The following is a 16,585-nucleotide window of genomic DNA, read 5'->3' on the forward strand; positions in this document are numbered from 1 at the left end:
CACAGTTAGCTAACAGACGAATAACTGAACGCATCTCTCCGCGTCCGCTCCCTTGACACCCCCGCGCGAACCGACGACTCTTCAACACATCACCGGTGGGAGCGCTCCCACGGTACCTGACACATACACATCCCGCACGTTCCCCGCCCGAGCCGCAGCGTGAACTAACGGGCCCAACAATGCAGTTGGCCGGGGGGTCGGCACGTCAGGCAACAGGAGGACGCAATGCGCACGAGTACCCGACGGTCCCATCGGCTGATGGCCCTCGCGGCCGTCGCCGCGCTGACCACGGGAGTGCTGGCCGGCTGCTCCAGCGACTCGAACGACACCTCGTCGAATTCGAGCGGCGGCACTTCCAAGGGCAAGACCACGCTGACCGTCGGCACCTTCGGCGTCTTCGGCTACAAGCAGGCCGGCCTGTACGACGAGTACATGAAGCTCCACCCGAACATCACCATCAAGGAGGACGTCACCACCCGTACCGACGTGTACTGGCCGAAGGTCCTCACCCGGCTCCAGGCCGGTGCGGGCACCGACGACATCCAGGCCATCGAGGTCGGCAACATCACCGAGGCCGTCCAGACGCAGGCCGACAAGTTCGTCGACCTCGGCAAGGACGTCGACAAGACCCAGTGGCTGTCCTGGAAGAACGCCCAGGCCACCACGAAGGACGGCAAGCAGATAGGCCTCGGCACCGACACCGGCCCGATGGCGATCTGCTACCGCAAGGACCTCTTCCAGAAGGCCGGTCTGCCCACGGACCGCACGCAGCTCGCCAACCTGTGGAAGGGCGACTGGGCGAAGTACGTCAACGTCGGCAAGGACTACATGAAGAAGGCGCCCAAGGGCACCAAGTTCGTGGACTCCGCGTCCTCCGTCTACAACGCGGCCATCGGCGGCGAGAGCCAGCGGTACTACGACAAGGACGGCAACGTCATCTGGGACAAGTCGACCGGTGTGAAGGCGGCTTGGAACGCGGCGATGGACGTGGCGACCAGCAACATGTCGGCGAAGCTGAAGCAGTTCGACCCGACCTGGGACCAGGGCTTCGCCAACGCGAGCTTCGCGACGGTGGCCTGCCCCGCCTGGATGATCGGCTACATCGAGCAGAAGTCGGGCGCCTCCGGCAAGGGCAACTGGGACGTGGCCGCCGCGCCGACCGCGTCCAACTGGGGCGGTTCCTTCCTGGGAGTTCCCACGGCGACCAAGCACCAGGCCGACGCCGTAGCGCTGGCGAAGTGGCTGACCGCGCCCGCGCAGCAGGAGAAGGTCTTCGCCAAGCAGGCCAGCTTCCCGTCCACCCCGGCGGCGTACGCGAACCTGAAGCCGGCCGCCGACACGACGACCTACTTCTCGAACGCGCCGATCACCCAGATCTTCTCCGACTCGGCGAAGACCATCCCGGTGCAGACCTTCGGCATCAAGGATCAGCCGATCGGTACCGCGATCACTGATGTCGGCATCCTCCAGGTGGAGCAGAAGGGCAAGACCCCGGCCCAGGGATGGAGCGCCGCCACCAAGGAGATCAAGGACGTGCTCGGGCAGTGAGCAGCTCCAAGCAGGCCCTCGCACACCCCGCGCCGGGCTCCGGCGCCGCGCCCGGCGACCAGCCGGGCGCGGCCCGCGGCGCCCGCGGTCGCGGTACGCCGGCTCCCGGCCCGAGTTCGTGGCGGAGCCGGCTGTACCGCTGGGACATGAAGGCGTCGCCGTACGCGTTCATCTCCCCGTTCTTCATCATCTTCGGGGCCTTCGGCCTCATCCCGCTGCTGTACACGGCCTGGTACTCGCTGCACAACGTGCAGTTGTCGTCGCTGGACCACAAGACGTGGGCGGGGCTGGACAACTACCGGAACCTGTTGTCCTCGGACTTCTTCTGGAACGCCCTGAAGAACACGTTCACCATCGGGCTGATCTCCACCGTGCCGCAGCTGTTGATGGCGATCGGGATCGCGCATCTGCTCAACTACCGGCTGCGCGGCTCGACCGTGTGGCGGGTCGTGATGCTCACCCCGTACGCCACCTCGGTCGCCGCGGCGACCCTCGTCTTCACGCTGCTGTACTCGTGGGACGGCGGGATGGTCAACTGGCTGCTGCACTTCGTCGGCGTGAATCCCATCAACTGGCGTGAATCCACGTGGGGTTCGCAGTTCGCTGTGTCGTCGATCGTGATCTGGCGGTGGACGGGTTACAACGCGCTGATCTATCTGGCGGCGATGCAGGCAATACCCGCCGACCTGTACGAGTCGGCGGCGATCGACGGCGCCAACCGCTGGCAGCAGTTCCGCCATGTGACGGTCCCGCAGCTGCGCCCGACCATCCTCTTCACGGTGGTCGTCTCCACCATCGGCGCGACCCAACTCTTCGGCGAGCCCCTGCTGTTCGGCGGGGTCAGCGGCTCGAAGGGCGGCTCCGAGCACCAGTACCAGACGCTCGGTCTGTACATGTACGACCAGGGCTGGATCATCGGCAACCTCGGCAAGGCGTCCGCGATCGCCTGGTCGATGTTCCTGATCCTGCTGATCGTCGCCGCGATCAACCTGCTGTTCACCCGACGGCTGAGGAAGTCCCAATGACGACAAGCGAACTGACACTCCCTCAGGCGAAGAAGACGGTCGATACGGGCCCGCGGCGCCGCCGCCGGGTGATGGGCGCGGGCAAGCAGATGCACGGCGGCCCGCTCACCTACGCCGTCCTCGTCCTCCTCGCGCTGGTCTCGCTGGCCCCGCTGGTGTGGACGGCGATAGCTGCCTCGCGCACCAACCAGCGGCTCGCGGAGACCCCGCCGCCCCTGTGGTTCGGGGCGAATCTGTTCAAGAACATGCAGGCGGCCTGGGAGCAGGCCGGCATGGGCACCGCGATGTTCAACTCCACGGTCGTCGCGGGCACCATCACCATCGGCACGGTCCTGTTCTCCACCCTCGCGGGCTTCGCCTTCGCCAAGCTGAAGTTCAGGTTCTCCAGCACACTGCTCCTCCTCACCATCGGCACGATGATGATCCCGCCCCAACTGGCCGTCGTACCCCTGTACTTGTGGATGGCGGACCTGCACTGGTCGAACCACCTCCAGACGGTGATCCTGCCGACTCTGGTCAGCGCGTTCGGTACGTTCTTCATGCGCCAGTACCTCGTGCAGGCCCTCCCCACCGAACTCATCGAGGCGGCGAGAGTGGACGGCGCGAGCAGCCTGCGGGTGGTGTGGCACGTGGTCTTCCCGGCCGCGCGCCCCGCGATGGCGGTGCTGGGCCTCCTGACCTTCGTGATGGCCTGGAACGACTTCCTGTGGCCGATCATCGCCCTCACCCAGCAGAACCCCACCGTCCAGGTCGCCCTGAACTCCCTGGGCACCGGTTACATCCCCGACCAGTCGGTGATCATGGCGGGCGCGCTGCTGGGCACGCTGCCGCTGCTGATCGCCTTCCTCCTGTTCGGCAAGCAGATCGTGGGCGGGATCATGCAGGGCGCGGTCAAGGGCTGACGCTCCGCTCCGGGGCCGGGCACGCCGACTCGGCCCCTCCCCCCCTTCCCCCTCCTCCCCCAACTCCGCCACTCCCCCTACTCGTTGGTCTCCACGACCCCTTATGGGAGCGCTTCCATGCCTGAGCCCGTGACCCCCGTGACCTTTCCTCCCGCCTTCCTGTGGGGCGCCGCGACCTCCGCCTACCAGATCGAGGGGGCGGTGCGGGAGGACGGCCGTACGCCCTCGATCTGGGACACCTTCAGCCATACGCCGGGCCGTACGGCCGGTGGTGAGCACGGTGACATCGCTGTCGACCACTACCACCGCTACCGCGACGACGTGGCGATGATGGCGGACCTGGGCCTGACGGCGTACCGCTTCTCGGTCTCCTGGCCGCGGGTGCAGCCGACCGGCCGGGGCCCGGCGGTCCAGGTGGGCCTGGACTTCTACCGCCGTCTGGTCGACGAGCTGCTGGCGGTCGGCATCAAGCCGGCCCTCACCCTCTACCACTGGGACCTGCCGCAGGAGTTGGAGGACGCGGGCGGCTGGCCGGAGCGCGACACGGCGTACCGCTTCGCCGAGTACGCGCACATCGTGGGCGAGGCGCTGGGCGACCGCGTGGAGCAGTGGATCACGCTCAACGAGCCGTGGTGCAGCGCGTTCCTGGGCTACGGCTCGGGGGTGCACGCACCGGGCCGGACGGACGCGGCGGCCTCGCTCAAGGCCGCGCATCACCTCAACCTGGCGCACGGGCTGGCCACTTCGGCGCTGCGTGCGTCGATGCCGGCCCGCAACTCGGTCGCGGTGAGCCTCAACTCGTCGGTCGTCAGGCCCGCTTCACAGTCCCCGGCGGACCTGGCGGCGGCCCAGAAGATCGACGACCTGGCCAACGGGGTGTTCCACGGACCGATGCTGCACGGCGCGTATCCGCAATCCCTCTTCGAGGCGACGAGGTCGATCACGGACTGGTCGTACGTCCTGGACGGCGACCTGACGCTCATTCACCAGCCGCTGGACGCACTGGGGTTGAACTACTACACACCGGCGCTGGTCGCGGCCGCGGAACCGAGTGGGCCGGCCCCGCGGGCCGACGGCCACGGCCTGAGCGCGTACTCCCCCTGGCCGGGCGCGGACGACGTGGCGTTCCTCCAGACCCCGGGCGAGCGCACGGAGATGGGCTGGACGATCGACCCGACGGGCCTGTACGACCTGATCATGCGGTACACGAGGGAGGCACCGGGCCTGCCGCTGTACGTCACGGAGAACGGCGCGGCCTACGACGACAAGCCCGACCCGGAGGGCAACGTCCACGACCCCGAGCGGATCGCCTACCTGCACGGCCACCTGTCGGCGGTGCGGCGGGCCATCGCGGACGGCGCGGACATGCGCGGCTACTACCTGTGGTCCCTGATGGACAACTTCGAGTGGGCGTACGGGTACGGGAAGCGGTTCGGGGCGGTGTACGTGGACTACGCGACGCTGGCACGGACGCCGAAGTCGAGTGCGCGGTGGTACGGGGAGGCGGCGCGGACGGGGGTCCTGCCCTCGGTGGAGGGGGTCTGACCGACGGGGGAGCCGGGGGACGGGGAACGGGGCGCGGCATGCCGAGGGGGCGTGCCGCGCCCCGGCGCTGTGCGGCGGGTCACGTACCGCCCGCCCTCCTTCATCAGCCACGCCCTTGCCAAGTTTTAAATGGAGTGATTCATTCACCTTGCAAGTGAATGGATGCATGCCAAGCGCGAGGAGATGTCCGTGGGTGCCCCCGAGATCACCGCTGTCACCTTGGGCGAGGAGCCGATCACCGTCGAACAGTTCGTCGCGATCGCCCGCCACGGCGCCCGGGTCGAGTTCGACGCCACGTACGTCGACCGGGTACGCAAGTCACGCGCGCTGGTCGAACGCTTCCTCGCCGAGAACCGCCTGGTCTACGGCGTCACCACCGGCTTCGGCGACAACGTCACCGAGGTCATCGACCCGGCGGACGCCGAGCAGCTCCAGCGCAACATAGTCCGCTCGCACGCCGTGTCCGTAGGCGAACCCTTGCCCACCGAGATAGTCCGAGCCATCGCACTCATGGAACTGATCGGCCTCGGCGAGGGCTACTCCGGCATCCGCTTCGAGACCCTGGAGCTGATCCGGCGCATGCTCAACGCCGGGGTCACCCCGCACGTCCCCGGCGAGGGCTCCGTCGGCTATCTGGCCCCCGAGGCCCACATGGCGCTCGTACTCCTGGGTGAGGGCCAGGCGTCGTACGGCGGCGAACTCCTGCCCGGCGCCGAGGCGTTGGCCCGAATCGGCGAACAGCCGACCCGGCTCGCCTGCAAGGAAGGGCTGTCGCTCACCAACGGCACTCACTCGGTCACCGCGATAGCCGTCCTCGCCGCCCATGACGCCGGCCTCGCGGCGACCACCGCCGACATCGCCGCGAGCCTGTCGATACAGGCGCTCAAGGGCACCGTCCGCGCGTACGACGCCCGGCTGCAGGGGCACAAGCGGCACCCCGAGCAGGCCGCGGTCGCCGAGAACCTGCGGCGGCTCACCGCGTCCAGCGCGATCAGCGCCGAGTTCCTCGACCACCGGCTCCAGGACAGCCTGTCCCTGCGCGCCGTTCCGCAGATCCACGGCGGTGCGAAGCGGGCGCTCGCGCAGGCCCGGGAGGTCATCGTCGAGGAGTTGCACTCGGTGGGTGACAACCCGGTCATCCACCCCGAGGGCGAGGACGGGGTGGCACTGAGCGGGGCGAACTGCGACAGCACGTACGTCGGCATCCAGGCCGACACCATGGTGAACGCGATGACGGTGCTGGCCAAGGTGTCCGAGCGGCGCACCGACCGCATGGTCAACAGCAACTTCAGCGAGCTGCCCGCCTTCCTGGTCCGGCGGCCCGGACTCAACAGCGGCTACATGATCGCGCAGTACACCGCCGCGGCACTGACGATGGAGCTGCGGAGCATGGCAGTCCCGGCGTCCGCCGACAACGTCACCACCTCGGCCAATCAGGAAGACGCGGTCAGCAACGGCTACTTGGCAGCCCTGAAGGCATACCGCGCGGCCCACAAGCTTGCCTACGTCGTCGCGATCGAGCTGATGTGCGCCGTCCAGGCCCTCGACCTGCTCGCGCCGCTCTCGCCCTCACCGGCGGCGGAGGCCCTGCGGGCGAGGATCCGGGAGGCCGTACCGACGGTCGACGAGGACCGGGTCTTCCACGCCGACATCGAGCACGTCGCCGAACTCGTGCGGAACGGGGATGTGTTGAGGGTCGTGGAGGGCGTCGTGGGGGCACTGCGCCGCTGAGGTCGGGCCCAGAACCCGCCGCCGTTCACAGCCACCCCTCAGATCCCCCGCAGCGGCCTCTCAGGCCCAAGGCGTCTGATCTCCCTGTACGGGGTGATTCGATCCCGGCGCAGACGGGAGGACGTCATGTTTTTCATCGTGTTGGTGCTGCTGGCCCTGATCGTCGGCGGGGCGGTCGCCTTCAGCAAGAGGCAGGCGGGGGGCGGGAGTTCGGGCTTCGGATACGGTGCCGGGCCCGGGGCGGCGCAGCAGACCTACGACGCCGATGCCGGCGCGGAGGCGACCCGCTGGGTGGAGCGGCTGGGCGGGAGTCTGTCGACGCTGGACGCCGGTGGGAACAGCGCCGCCCGGCAGGCGCTCGCCGATGCCGCCGAGCGGCTCCGTGCCGCCGAGGGGCAACTCGCCACCGCCTACTCCCCCATGCAGTACGGGCTGGTGACGCAGACCGCCGTAGAGGGGCTGCATCACATCCGGACCGCCCGTGGCGCGCTGGGGCTCGATCCTGGGCCCGAGTTGCCCGCGCAGGGTGCCGGTGGCCAGGTCACGGTGGGCGGGCAGACGTACACCGCGTCCGCGCAGGCCGGCGCGAACACGCCCTACTACTACCCCGGCGGGGTCGTCAACGGCCGTTCCATGGGCGGGGGTTGGTACAGCACGCCCTGGTGGAAGACCGCCCTCGTCGCGGGTGCCGCCGGTGTCGGTGGCGTGTTGCTCGCGGACGCACTGTTCGACGGGTTCCACCATCACGGGCCGCACGGTGGGATGTTCGGGGGCGGACCCGGCGGCTTCGGCGGGCCCGGGCCGTTCTGAATCGGTGGGCCGCCTGGTCGGGCGCCGTGTTCCGGGCACCCGACCAGGTCCGTGTCCGGTTACAGATACGGGCGGGTGATCAGCTCGATCGCGTGACCGGCGGGATCCTTGAAGTACACGCCTCGGCCGCCGTGTTCGTCGTTGATCTCGCCCGGGCGGCGCATCTGCGGATCGGCCCAGTGCTCGATGTCGCGATCGCACAGCCGCCGATAGGCGCGATCGAACAACTCGTCGTCGAGCAGGAACGCGTAGTGCTGCATCTGGATCTCCACCGGCGGCTCGGCGAACTGCAGGAGCACTCCGTCGGCGAGCTGGATGTTGGTGAAGAGGCCCCAGGACGGCGCTTCGGGGAGTTCCAGCAGCTCTCGGAAGAAGAGAGCCGACTCGTTGCGGTCCTTGGCGGCGATGATGGTGTGGTTGAACGTGGCTGTCATACGGATGACCTCGTTGGGGTTCGACACGGGAACGGGAAAGGGACTCGCGATGCGCGAGTGCCGGGGGTCCGCGTGCCGAACCGAGGGGGTGCGTGCTCCGCACCCACCGTGCGATCAGCCGTCCACCGGGTGGCCGATCCGTGTGTGGCGTAGCGCCGGTCCGGTGTTCACGTCGGGTGACGTTACTTGATCGGACCGGCCGTCACAACGGGAAAACGACCCCGCTCCTAGATCCCGCTCCTAGATCCTGCGCGGCTCCCGGACCACCACAACCTCACCCGGCGGGACCGTCACCGATCCGCCCAACACCGGCTTGCCCGTGAGGAGTTCGACCGCGTCGGCCGCGACCGGGACTTCCGCGCCCTCCCCGGTGTGGTCGATGAGGAAGAGGTAGTCCCCGTCCGGTCCGCGCCGCAGCACCGCCTCCACGCCCGCCGGCGCCGCCCTGACCGGCTCCACGCCCGCATCCCTGCGGATGAGGTCAAGGAGCCCGGCGAGGGTCGTCGGATCGGGGCGCGTGGCCAGGTACCAGGCCGTGCCCGTGCCGTACGCGTTCCGGGTCACCGCCGGCACACCGGTCAACGGGCCTTCCGTGTACGACGTGATGGCCTCGGCGCCCGCCAGCGCCACCCGCTCCGACCACAGGGACGCCGTACCGCCACCGCTCAGCGCGAGCGACTCGCCCGGCAGCAACGGGAACAGTTCGTCCGACCGCACGCCCAGCGCCTCGCGGAACGCGCCGGGGTAACCCCCCAGCCGTACATGGCAGTTCTCGTCCACGGCCCCGCTGTGGAAGCCCACCGCCAGCGTGCCGCCGCCTGCCGCGAAGCCGGTCAGGTTCGCCGCTCCCGCCTCGTCCACCAGGTACAGGCTGGGCGCCAGCACCAGGCGGTACGGCGACAGGTCCGCGTCCGGGCGGACGAAGTCCACCGCCACCCCGGCCCGCCACAACGGCTCGTACCAGGAGCGGACCTGGTCCAGGTAGCGGACCTCCTCGCTCGGCTGGGAGGGAAGTTCCAGGGCCCAGCGGGCGTTCCAGTCCCACACCACGGCCACCGACGCCGTGCCCGTGCTGCCCTGCACCTCTGCCAACGCCCGTAGATCCGCGCCCAGTTGGACGACGTCCTGCCAGATGACGCTGTCCGTCCCGGCGTGCGGCAACATCGCCGAGTGCCACTGTTCGGCGCCCGCCTTCGCCGCCCGCCACTGGAAGTAGGCGATGCCGTCCGCGCCGTGCGCGACATGGGCGAGCGCGTTGCGCCTCAACTCCCCCGCGGACTTCGCCCTGTTGACCGGCTGCCAGTTCACCGCGCCCGTCGAGTGCTCCATCAGCAGCCACGGACGGCCGCCCGCCAGCGAGCGGACCAGGTCGCCGCTCATCGCGATGTCGATCTCCGACTCGGGGTCCGTGGAACGCAGGTAGTGGTCGTTCGACACGACGTCCAACTCCGGTGCCCAGCGCCAGTAGTCCAGCGCGTCGAAGTTGAACATCACCATGAAATTCGTGGTGGCGGGGATCCCCGGCGCCGCCTCCCGCAGCACGTCCCGTTCCGCCTTGTACAGCGACAGCAACTCGTCGCTGCAGAAGCGGTGCCAGTCCAGCTGGTGGGTCGGGTTGGGGACCGCGCCCGTCGCGCGCGGCGGCAGGACCTCCGCCCAGTCGTAGTACCACTGGCTCCAGAAGGTCGTGCCCCAGGCGTTGTTGAGCGCCGGCAGGCTGTCCCCGTACTTCGCGCGCAGCCAGCGCCGGAACGCCTCCGCGCTCTCGTCGCAGTAGCAGGCCGGATTGTGGCAGCCGTACTCATTGTGGATGTGCCACATCGCGACCGCCGGATGGCCGGCGTAGCGGCGCGCCAACTCCCCCGCGATACGCAGCGCGGCCTCGCGGTAGGCGGGGCTCGACGGGCAGAACGTCTGACGGCTGCCGTACGACAGTCTCCGGCCGTCCCGGTCCACTGGCAGGGCCTCCGGGTGGGCGCGGAAGAACCAGGCCGGAGGTGCCGCCGTCGGGGTCGCCAAGTCGGCCGCGATGCCGTTCTGTTGGAGCAGGGCCAGGACCTTGTCCAGGAGGGAGAAGTCGTACCCGCCCTCGGCCGGTTCCAGCAGCGCCCAGGAGAAGATGCCGACGCTGACCATGGTCACCCCGGCCTCGCGCATCAGGCGCATGTCCTCGGCCCAGACCTCCTCGGGCCACTGCTCGGGGTTGTAGTCGCCGCCGTAGGCGATACCGGGAAGACCAAGAGAGCGCGTCATACGTCAACTCCTTCGAGCAGGCGGCGAGTTGTCGCCACACCCCACTGGTCGAGGGACAGCAGGCGGTCGCTCGACGCCATCAGGCCGCCGGTGGCCTCCACATGGGCCGCCCATCGCTCCCGGGTCTCCACCGCGGGGCGGGCCATCAGGCAGTCCGGGTCGTTGACCCAGAGGCGGCCGTGCTGCCACTGGCGGCCGACACCGGTGAACTCGGCGGGGTCCTGGCCGGGTTGGGAGTAGTCGTCGGCCTCGGGGCGGCGGTGCGGTGCCGTGTCGGGGCTCACCCGCATCGCGTCGAACAGGCCGACGGAGGGGAGCATCGGCGCACCGCAGCCCAGCAGATAGGAGTCCGGGCCGATCGCCTCGCGGATCAGCGCGATCCCGGCCCGGTAGGCCTCGATCGCGTCAACTCCCTTGTGCCGTACGCCGTCCAGGGCGCCCGCGTACAGGAAGTCGGCCTTGAAGTAGTCGTAGCCCTCGGCGCGGAGGGTGGCGTAGACCTCGGTCAGGTAGGCCGCCGCCCCGGGGTGGGTGGTGTCCAGGACGCAGAGGTCGTGGCCCCAGTTGCGGCCGGCGTGCGCGAAGCCGCCGGCCGCGTCCCGCACCAGCCACTCCGGGTGCTCGGCGGCCAGGTCGCCGGCCGGGTCCACCAGGAAGGGGGCCGTCCAGATGCCCGCTCTACGGCCGCGGGCGCGGATCGTGTCGGCGATGCCGGCCCGCGAGCGGAAGCGGCCGGACAGCGTCAACCAGTCGCCGAGCGCCTTCTGGTAGCCGTCGTCGATCTGGACGACGTCGATCGGGAGGTCGAGGGTGTCCATCGCGCGGAGGTTCTCGTGGATGTCGTCCTCGGTGACGGCGGTGAAGTACTCGTACCAGGAGCACCAGACCGTGGGCGCCGGGCGGGGCGACGGTACGGCCAGGCTGTCGGCCCAGTCCCCCAGCACCGCCTGGACGGCGGTGCCCGTCCACTCCTTCACCAGGCCGTCGGCGCCGATCTCCGCCACCCCGTCCCGCACCGACAGCCGGATCGACGGGACCGAACCGGTGGGGTCGACGGCCGCCCACAGGCGGGTCGGTGAGCCGTCGCCGGGGTCGAGGGCGAGGAGGCCCTCGCCCTGGAAGACACCGGCGGGGACGGTGACGCCGGGGCGATAACACACCGTCGCCCAGTGGGCGTTGGTCGGCCGGTACGGCCTCGCCCCCAGGGTGTAGGCGCCGCTCGGGCTCCAGGACTGCCAGCCCTCCTCGTGGACCCGGGCGGTGCGCGGATTCACGGGGACGGAGGTGAGCGGGGTGAAGGGGTGGTCGTACACGGTGGTTCTCTTTCAACGGGCAGCGCGCAACAGGAAAGACGCAACAGGCAGGGCGTCAGCCCTTGTTGGCGCCCAGTGTGAGGCCGCTGACGAACTGGCGCTGGAGCGCGAAGTACACGATCAGGGTGGGGATCGCGGTGAGCAGGGCGCCTGCGGCGACCAGGTTGGGGTCGGTGAAGTACTGGCCGGAGAGGTTGTTCAGGGCGGAGGTGATCGGCATGTTCTCGCCGGTCGAGATCAGCACGATCGCCCAGAAGAAGTCGTTGTAGATCCAGATGGAGAGCAGGGTGGCCAGGGCCGCCATCGCGGGCTTGCACAGCGGCAGCACGATCTGCCAGTACATCCGCCACACCGACGCGCCGTCGACCAGCGCCGCCTCGGTCAGTTCGTTCGGCAGCATCCGCATGTAGTTGCTCAACACGAAGGCACAGAAGCCTGATTGGAACGCCACGTGGATGAGGACCAGGCCGAGCGCGGAGTCGTAGAGCTTGCCGCTCGTCGTGATGCCGGGCAGGTTGATCAGCAGGTACATGCGGTACAGCGGGGTGATGATGACCTGCTGCGGCAGCAGGTTGCCGGCCGTGAACACCAGCAGCAGGAAGATGTTGAGCCGGAAGTCGAAGCGGCTGACGTAGAACGCGACCATCGACGCCAGCAGCAGCGTGAGCAGCACGGCCGGAACCGCGATGATCAGTGTGTTGACGAAGTAGTGCGTCATGTCGGACTGCTCGAACGCGTTCTTGAAGTTGTCGAGGTTCAGCGTGCTCGGCCAGGAGACGTAGCCCTTGTCGCTGGTCTCCGAGTACGGGCGCAGGGCCGCGTAGACCGCCCACAGCAGCGGGGCGAGCCAGGCCAGCGAGGTGACGACGAGGAACGTGTGGAGCAGGACCCGGGCCGGGCGGAGCGGGGTGCGCTGCTTCACGCCGAGTGCGGCGGTGGGGGTGGTCATGCGCTCCGCTCCTTCCGGAAGGTCGAGATCAGGTACGGGATGATGACCACGAGGGAGATGACCAGCAGGACGACGGCGATCGCCGACCCGTAACCGATCCGGCTGGACTCGCCGATGATGTTGTTGGTGATCAGGATCGACAGCAACTCGGTGCCCTGGGCGCCCTTGTTGAAGACGAAGACCAGGTCGAAGGCGCGCAGCGACTCGATGATGGTGACGACCAGGACGACCGTGTTGGTGGGCCGCAGCGTCGGGAAGATGACGTTCTTGAACGTCTGCCACTCGTTCGCGCCGTCCAGGGCGGAGGCCTCGCGCAGGGACGGGTCGACGCCCTTCAGACCGGCCAGGTACAGGATCATCATGTAGCCGGCGTGCCGCCAGGACGCGGCGATCAGGACGGCCCAGAGGTTGAGCTTGGGGTCGCCGATCCAGTCGATGTAGTGGCCGGGCTTGTTGGCCCCGATGAGGCTGTTGATCAGGCCGGTGTCGGGGTTGTAGATCAGCTGCCAGACGAAGCCGGTGACCGCCAGCGACATGACGACCGGCAGGAAGAACGCGGTCTGGTAGACGCGGCTGAAGCGGATCTTCTTGTCCAGCTGGACGGCCAGGAACAGGCCGAAGGGGGTCGGCAGCAGAATGAGCACGACGAACCAGATGACGTTGTGCTCAAGTGCGGGCCAGAACTGCGGGTTGTCGTTGAACAGCTCCTTGAAGTTGGCCAGGCCGACCCACTTGATCGAGCTGAAGCCGATGCCGTCCCAGCTGGTGAAGGCCAGGGCGATCGAGGCGAGGGCGGTGACCCAGACAAGGGCCACGTGCAGGACCGTCGGCACGCCCGCCATGAAGGCGAGCGTGATGCGGTCACGGCGGGTCAGCAGGCGCTTGGCGCCCTGCGGGACCCGCTTCTGGGCAGGCGCGGGGCCCGGAGGCGGAACGGCGTCCGCCTCCGGGCTCGTCGTAGTCGTCTCGGAGATCATGAGGAGGCGAAGATCGTCTTCTTCTGGCGCTCGATCGAGGTCAGCAGACTGTCGACGCCCTTGGGGTTCTGGAGGAACTTCTGCAGACCGGGCTGCATCACCGTCGAGGTGAAGTCCGGCCGGGAGTCGCGGTCCATGAACTGGGTCAGGCTCTTGGCGGCGCCGATCATGTCGAACGCCTTCTTCTGCAGCGGCGAGTACGCGGAGGTGTCGGCCTTGCTGGAGGCGGCCACCACGCTCGGGTCGGTCTTGAGGTACAGCTGCTCGGCCGCCGGGCTGCCCAGGTACTCCATGAGCTTGACGACACCGTCGTGGTTCTTCGGGGCCTTGCTGACCATGAAGCCGTCGGTGGGCGCCTCCACGGTCTCCTGGCCGTACGCGGAGTTGATCTCCGGGAAGGCGAAGAAGTCGAGGTCGTCGAGGTCGGCCTTGTTGGTGAACTGCTGCGCCACGAAGGAGCCGAGGAGGTACATGCCGGACTTCTTCGACACCAGGCCCTGAGCGGCGTCCTCCCAGGTGCGGCCCATGAAGCCGTCCTGGTGGTACGGGAGGAGCTCGGCCCAGTGGTCGAAGACCGCCTTGACCTTGGGGTCGGTCCACGCCTCCTTGCCCGCCATCAGGGACTTGTGGAAGTCGTAGCCGTTGAGGCGGAAGTTGATCTGGTCGAAGGTGCCCATCGCCGGCCAGGCGTCCTTGTCGCCGAAGGCGATCGGGACCAGACCGTCGCTCTTCATCTTCTTGCACAGGGCGACCAGTTCGTCCCACGTGGTCGGGACGGTGTAGCCCTTCGCCGTGAAGACGCTCTTGCGGTAGAAGATCGCCCACGGGTACGTGGTCAGCGGCACGAAGTAGTACTTGCCGTCCGCGCCCTTGCTGAGCTGCTTCATCGCGTCGGGGAAGTTGTCACCGATCTTCGCCCAGACGTCGTCGATGGACGTGGCGAGCTTCTTGGCCGCGAAGAACTGCATGCGGTACCCGGCGAACCAGTTGAACACGTCGTCCGGAGTGCCCTGGAGGTAGGAGTTGATCTGCTCCTGGAAGGTGTTGTGGTCCTTCGTGTTGACCTTGACGGTGATGCCGGAGGTCTTCTTGAAGTCCGCGTAGACGCTCGCGAACGCCTTCTTCGGCACCGCGTCGGACGCGTTGGAGCCGAGTGTCACGGTCTTCGGGTCGGACGAGCTGCCGCTGCCGCCACAGGCGCTCAGCAGGGGTATGCCGGCGCCGAGCACGGCAGCGCCGCCTATGCCGCGCAGGACGGAGCGGCGACTGGCGGCGGGGAGGGACAAGTCGGGCATGAACGGCTCCTGACGGACAGGGTTCGGCCGGAATGCGCCACGGCCCAAGGTCGTCGTAACCGACCAGAAACCAACGCGACCAAACACGGTGGCGTAATAACAGTCCTATGTCTGGTCATGCGTCAACACCCGATGCCTTCATTTGTCGAAACGTAATCGACACCGACGAGCAAAAGAAGCGGACGCACAGCCGAGTGGCCGTGCGTCCGCCATGGGGCGACTGGGGTCACGGGGCTCACGAGTGGCTCGTGGGGCCCGTGGAGCGCCTACTGGAAGGCGGAGAAGGCCTTGGTGAAGGCGGACGCGCCCTGGACGATCGAACTGCAGGTCGCGTCCGCGGAGGGCTTGGCCCCGCCCGAGCACTGCTTGTCGCGGGTCGCGGACCACATCGAGAGGCCGCCCAGCCCCTTTGCCTTGGCGAAGGAGACCAACTGGTTCGCGTCCTCGACCGTGAAGACCTCCGATGAAACGTCGTTGACACCGATCATCGGGGTGACAGCAACCGCTTTCCAAGAAGCGCTTTCAGAGAGCCCCAAAACACTCTTGACTTGGGCCTGGGTAGCCGTAGCCGCTTGCTCTGAGTACGTTCCCATATCTCCGCTGTACGCCGGTCCGTAATCCATCGCCATGATGTTGACCGTGCTGATCTTCACGCCGTTGGACTTGGCATTGGACAACAGGTTCACGCCGTCCTGGGTCAGCCCCTCGGGCATCACGGGGAGCGTGTAGGAGACGTCCAGGGTCGGGTGCTGCTGCTGGAGCTTGGCTATCGCCTGGGCGCGGATCGTGTTCGCCGCCGTGTTGGGCAGTGCGCCGCCCTCGATGTCGAAGTCGACCTTGGTGAGGCCGTACGCGTCCACGACCTTGCCGTAGGCCGTCGCCAGCGCGCTCGCCGAACCACAGGTCGTCGCCAGCTCCGAGCCGGACGCGCCGCCGAAGGAGACCCGCACGTCGCCGCCCTTGGCGCGCAGCGCGCCGATCTGCGCGGCCACGCCGTCGCTCCCGAGATCGGACACGCCGCCCCACTTCGGGGTGCAGCCGCCGCCGTCGGTGACGAAGGCGAGGTTGTAGTTCTTCACGCCGGTCGCGGAGACGTTCGCGAGCAGGTCGAAGGCCGGGTAGAGGGACGTGTCGACGTAGGGGGCGAAGCCCGCGCCGGCCGCCGTACCGGTACCGCTGCTCTGGGACGGGGAGGCGGTGGGGGTGGGGGTAGGTGTGGGCGTGGGCTTGGCGGTGGCGGTCGGCGTGGGCGTCGGTGACGAGGTCGTCGGGCGGCCGGTCGGCTCGGGGGTCGCGGTGCCGTCCGCCGAACACTTGGCGTTGTCGATGAGACAACTGGTCGGCTGGCCCGTGCCGTTGACCACGAAGCCGACCGTGACCGACTCACCGGCCGCGAGCCCGTCCGTGTCCCACTTCGGCGGCTTCACGGTGACGCGCTGCCCGCTCACACTCGACTCGGCGTTCCACAGCGAGCTCAGCTTCGAGCCGGACGGCAGGTCGAACTCCAGCGTCCAGTCCTTCTCCCTGGCACCGGTCGTGTTGGTGACGACGTACTGCGCGGTGTACCCCGTCGACCACTCGCTGGTCCTGGTGTACGCCGCGCCGACGCTCGCCGCCTGGGCGATGCCGGTCAGCATGATCGCGCCGCCACCGACCACCGCGGCGGCGACCGCTCCACCGATCACCTTGTTTCTCTTGCTGATCCTGCGCCGGTGCGTACTCATCGCGTGCCTGCCTTCGCCGTTCACGGGGGTGGGGTGCGGCAGCACGCTAGCGATCCGGAATCGGGCAAAGCGCCTGATC

13 protein-coding genes are annotated in these 16,585 nt (G+C 68.5%); 6 read left to right on the plus strand and 7 right to left on the minus strand.

The window, feature by feature from the left end; translation table 11 throughout:
* The first annotated feature begins 225 nt into the window (after positions 1-225).
* The 6 genes from AB0I69_RS29665 to AB0I69_RS29690 all read left to right on the plus strand — a co-directional run bounded on the left by AB0I69_RS29665 (position 226) and on the right by AB0I69_RS29690 (position 7,561).
* A complete protein-coding gene (locus tag AB0I69_RS29665) occupies positions 226-1,548 on the plus strand; it encodes an ABC transporter substrate-binding protein (protein ID WP_363098776.1) in 1,323 nt (440 codons plus the stop codon).
* The gene (locus AB0I69_RS29670) at positions 1,545-2,573 is read left to right on the plus strand and encodes a sugar ABC transporter permease (protein WP_363098777.1); all 1,029 of its coding nucleotides are present in this window, start codon (positions 1,545-1,547) and stop codon (positions 2,571-2,573) included. The genes AB0I69_RS29665 and AB0I69_RS29670 overlap by 4 nt, the downstream gene beginning before the upstream one ends.
* Positions 2,570-3,475, plus strand: coding sequence for a carbohydrate ABC transporter permease (locus tag AB0I69_RS29675; RefSeq protein ID WP_363098778.1), 906 nt, complete (start codon positions 2,570-2,572; stop codon positions 3,473-3,475). The genes AB0I69_RS29670 and AB0I69_RS29675 overlap by 4 nt, the downstream gene beginning before the upstream one ends.
* A gap of 117 nt (positions 3,476-3,592) precedes the next feature.
* Positions 3,593-5,020: a GH1 family beta-glucosidase gene (locus tag AB0I69_RS29680; RefSeq protein ID WP_363098779.1), complete on the plus strand. Its 1,428-nt coding sequence runs from the start codon at positions 3,593-3,595 to the stop codon at positions 5,018-5,020.
* A 162-nt stretch (positions 5,021-5,182) separates the two neighbouring features.
* Positions 5,183-6,751 (plus strand): histidine ammonia-lyase, encoded by a 1,569-nt coding sequence (locus tag AB0I69_RS29685; RefSeq protein ID WP_363098780.1) that lies wholly within the window; start codon positions 5,183-5,185, stop codon positions 6,749-6,751.
* Between the two features lie 126 nt (positions 6,752-6,877).
* Positions 6,878-7,561 carry a hypothetical protein gene (locus AB0I69_RS29690; protein WP_363098781.1) on the plus strand — a complete coding sequence of 228 codons (684 nt, stop codon included), beginning with the start codon at positions 6,878-6,880 and terminating at the stop codon, positions 7,559-7,561.
* A 59-nt stretch (positions 7,562-7,620) separates the two neighbouring features.
* On the opposite strand, the gene AB0I69_RS29695 is transcribed toward AB0I69_RS29690, so the two are convergent.
* From AB0I69_RS29695 to AB0I69_RS29725, 7 genes are all read right to left on the minus strand, one after another.
* Positions 7,621-7,995, minus strand: a complete 375-nt coding sequence (locus AB0I69_RS29695) for a VOC family protein (RefSeq protein ID WP_363098782.1) — start codon at positions 7,993-7,995, stop codon at positions 7,621-7,623.
* A 240-nt stretch (positions 7,996-8,235) separates the two neighbouring features.
* Positions 8,236-10,248 (minus strand): beta-galactosidase, encoded by a 2,013-nt coding sequence (locus AB0I69_RS29700; protein ID WP_363098783.1) that lies wholly within the window; start codon positions 10,246-10,248, stop codon positions 8,236-8,238.
* On the minus strand, positions 10,245-11,561 hold the full coding sequence (locus AB0I69_RS29705) for a glycoside hydrolase family 36 protein (protein ID WP_363098784.1): 1,317 nt from the start codon (positions 11,559-11,561) through the stop codon (positions 10,245-10,247). Before AB0I69_RS29705 ends, AB0I69_RS29700 begins: the two co-directional genes overlap by 4 nt.
* A 55-nt stretch (positions 11,562-11,616) precedes the next feature.
* Positions 11,617-12,510, minus strand: coding sequence for a carbohydrate ABC transporter permease (locus tag AB0I69_RS29710; RefSeq protein ID WP_363098785.1), 894 nt, complete (start codon positions 12,508-12,510; stop codon positions 11,617-11,619).
* Entirely contained in the window at positions 12,507-13,487 is a 981-nt protein-coding gene (locus tag AB0I69_RS29715) for a sugar ABC transporter permease (RefSeq protein WP_363098786.1), read from the minus strand. The genes AB0I69_RS29710 and AB0I69_RS29715 overlap by 4 nt, the downstream gene beginning before the upstream one ends.
* On the minus strand, positions 13,484-14,782 hold the full coding sequence (locus AB0I69_RS29720) for an extracellular solute-binding protein (protein ID WP_363098787.1): 1,299 nt from the start codon (positions 14,780-14,782) through the stop codon (positions 13,484-13,486). Before AB0I69_RS29720 ends, AB0I69_RS29715 begins: the two co-directional genes overlap by 4 nt.
* A gap of 266 nt (positions 14,783-15,048) precedes the next feature.
* Positions 15,049-16,506, minus strand: coding sequence for a cellulose binding domain-containing protein (locus AB0I69_RS29725; protein ID WP_363098788.1), 1,458 nt, complete (start codon positions 16,504-16,506; stop codon positions 15,049-15,051).
* Positions 16,507-16,585: the final 79 nt, after the last annotated feature.

The organism is Streptomyces sp. NPDC050508, from assembly GCF_040655155.1.
In the GTDB taxonomy this organism is placed as follows: Bacteria; Actinomycetota; Actinomycetes; order Streptomycetales; family Streptomycetaceae; genus Streptomyces.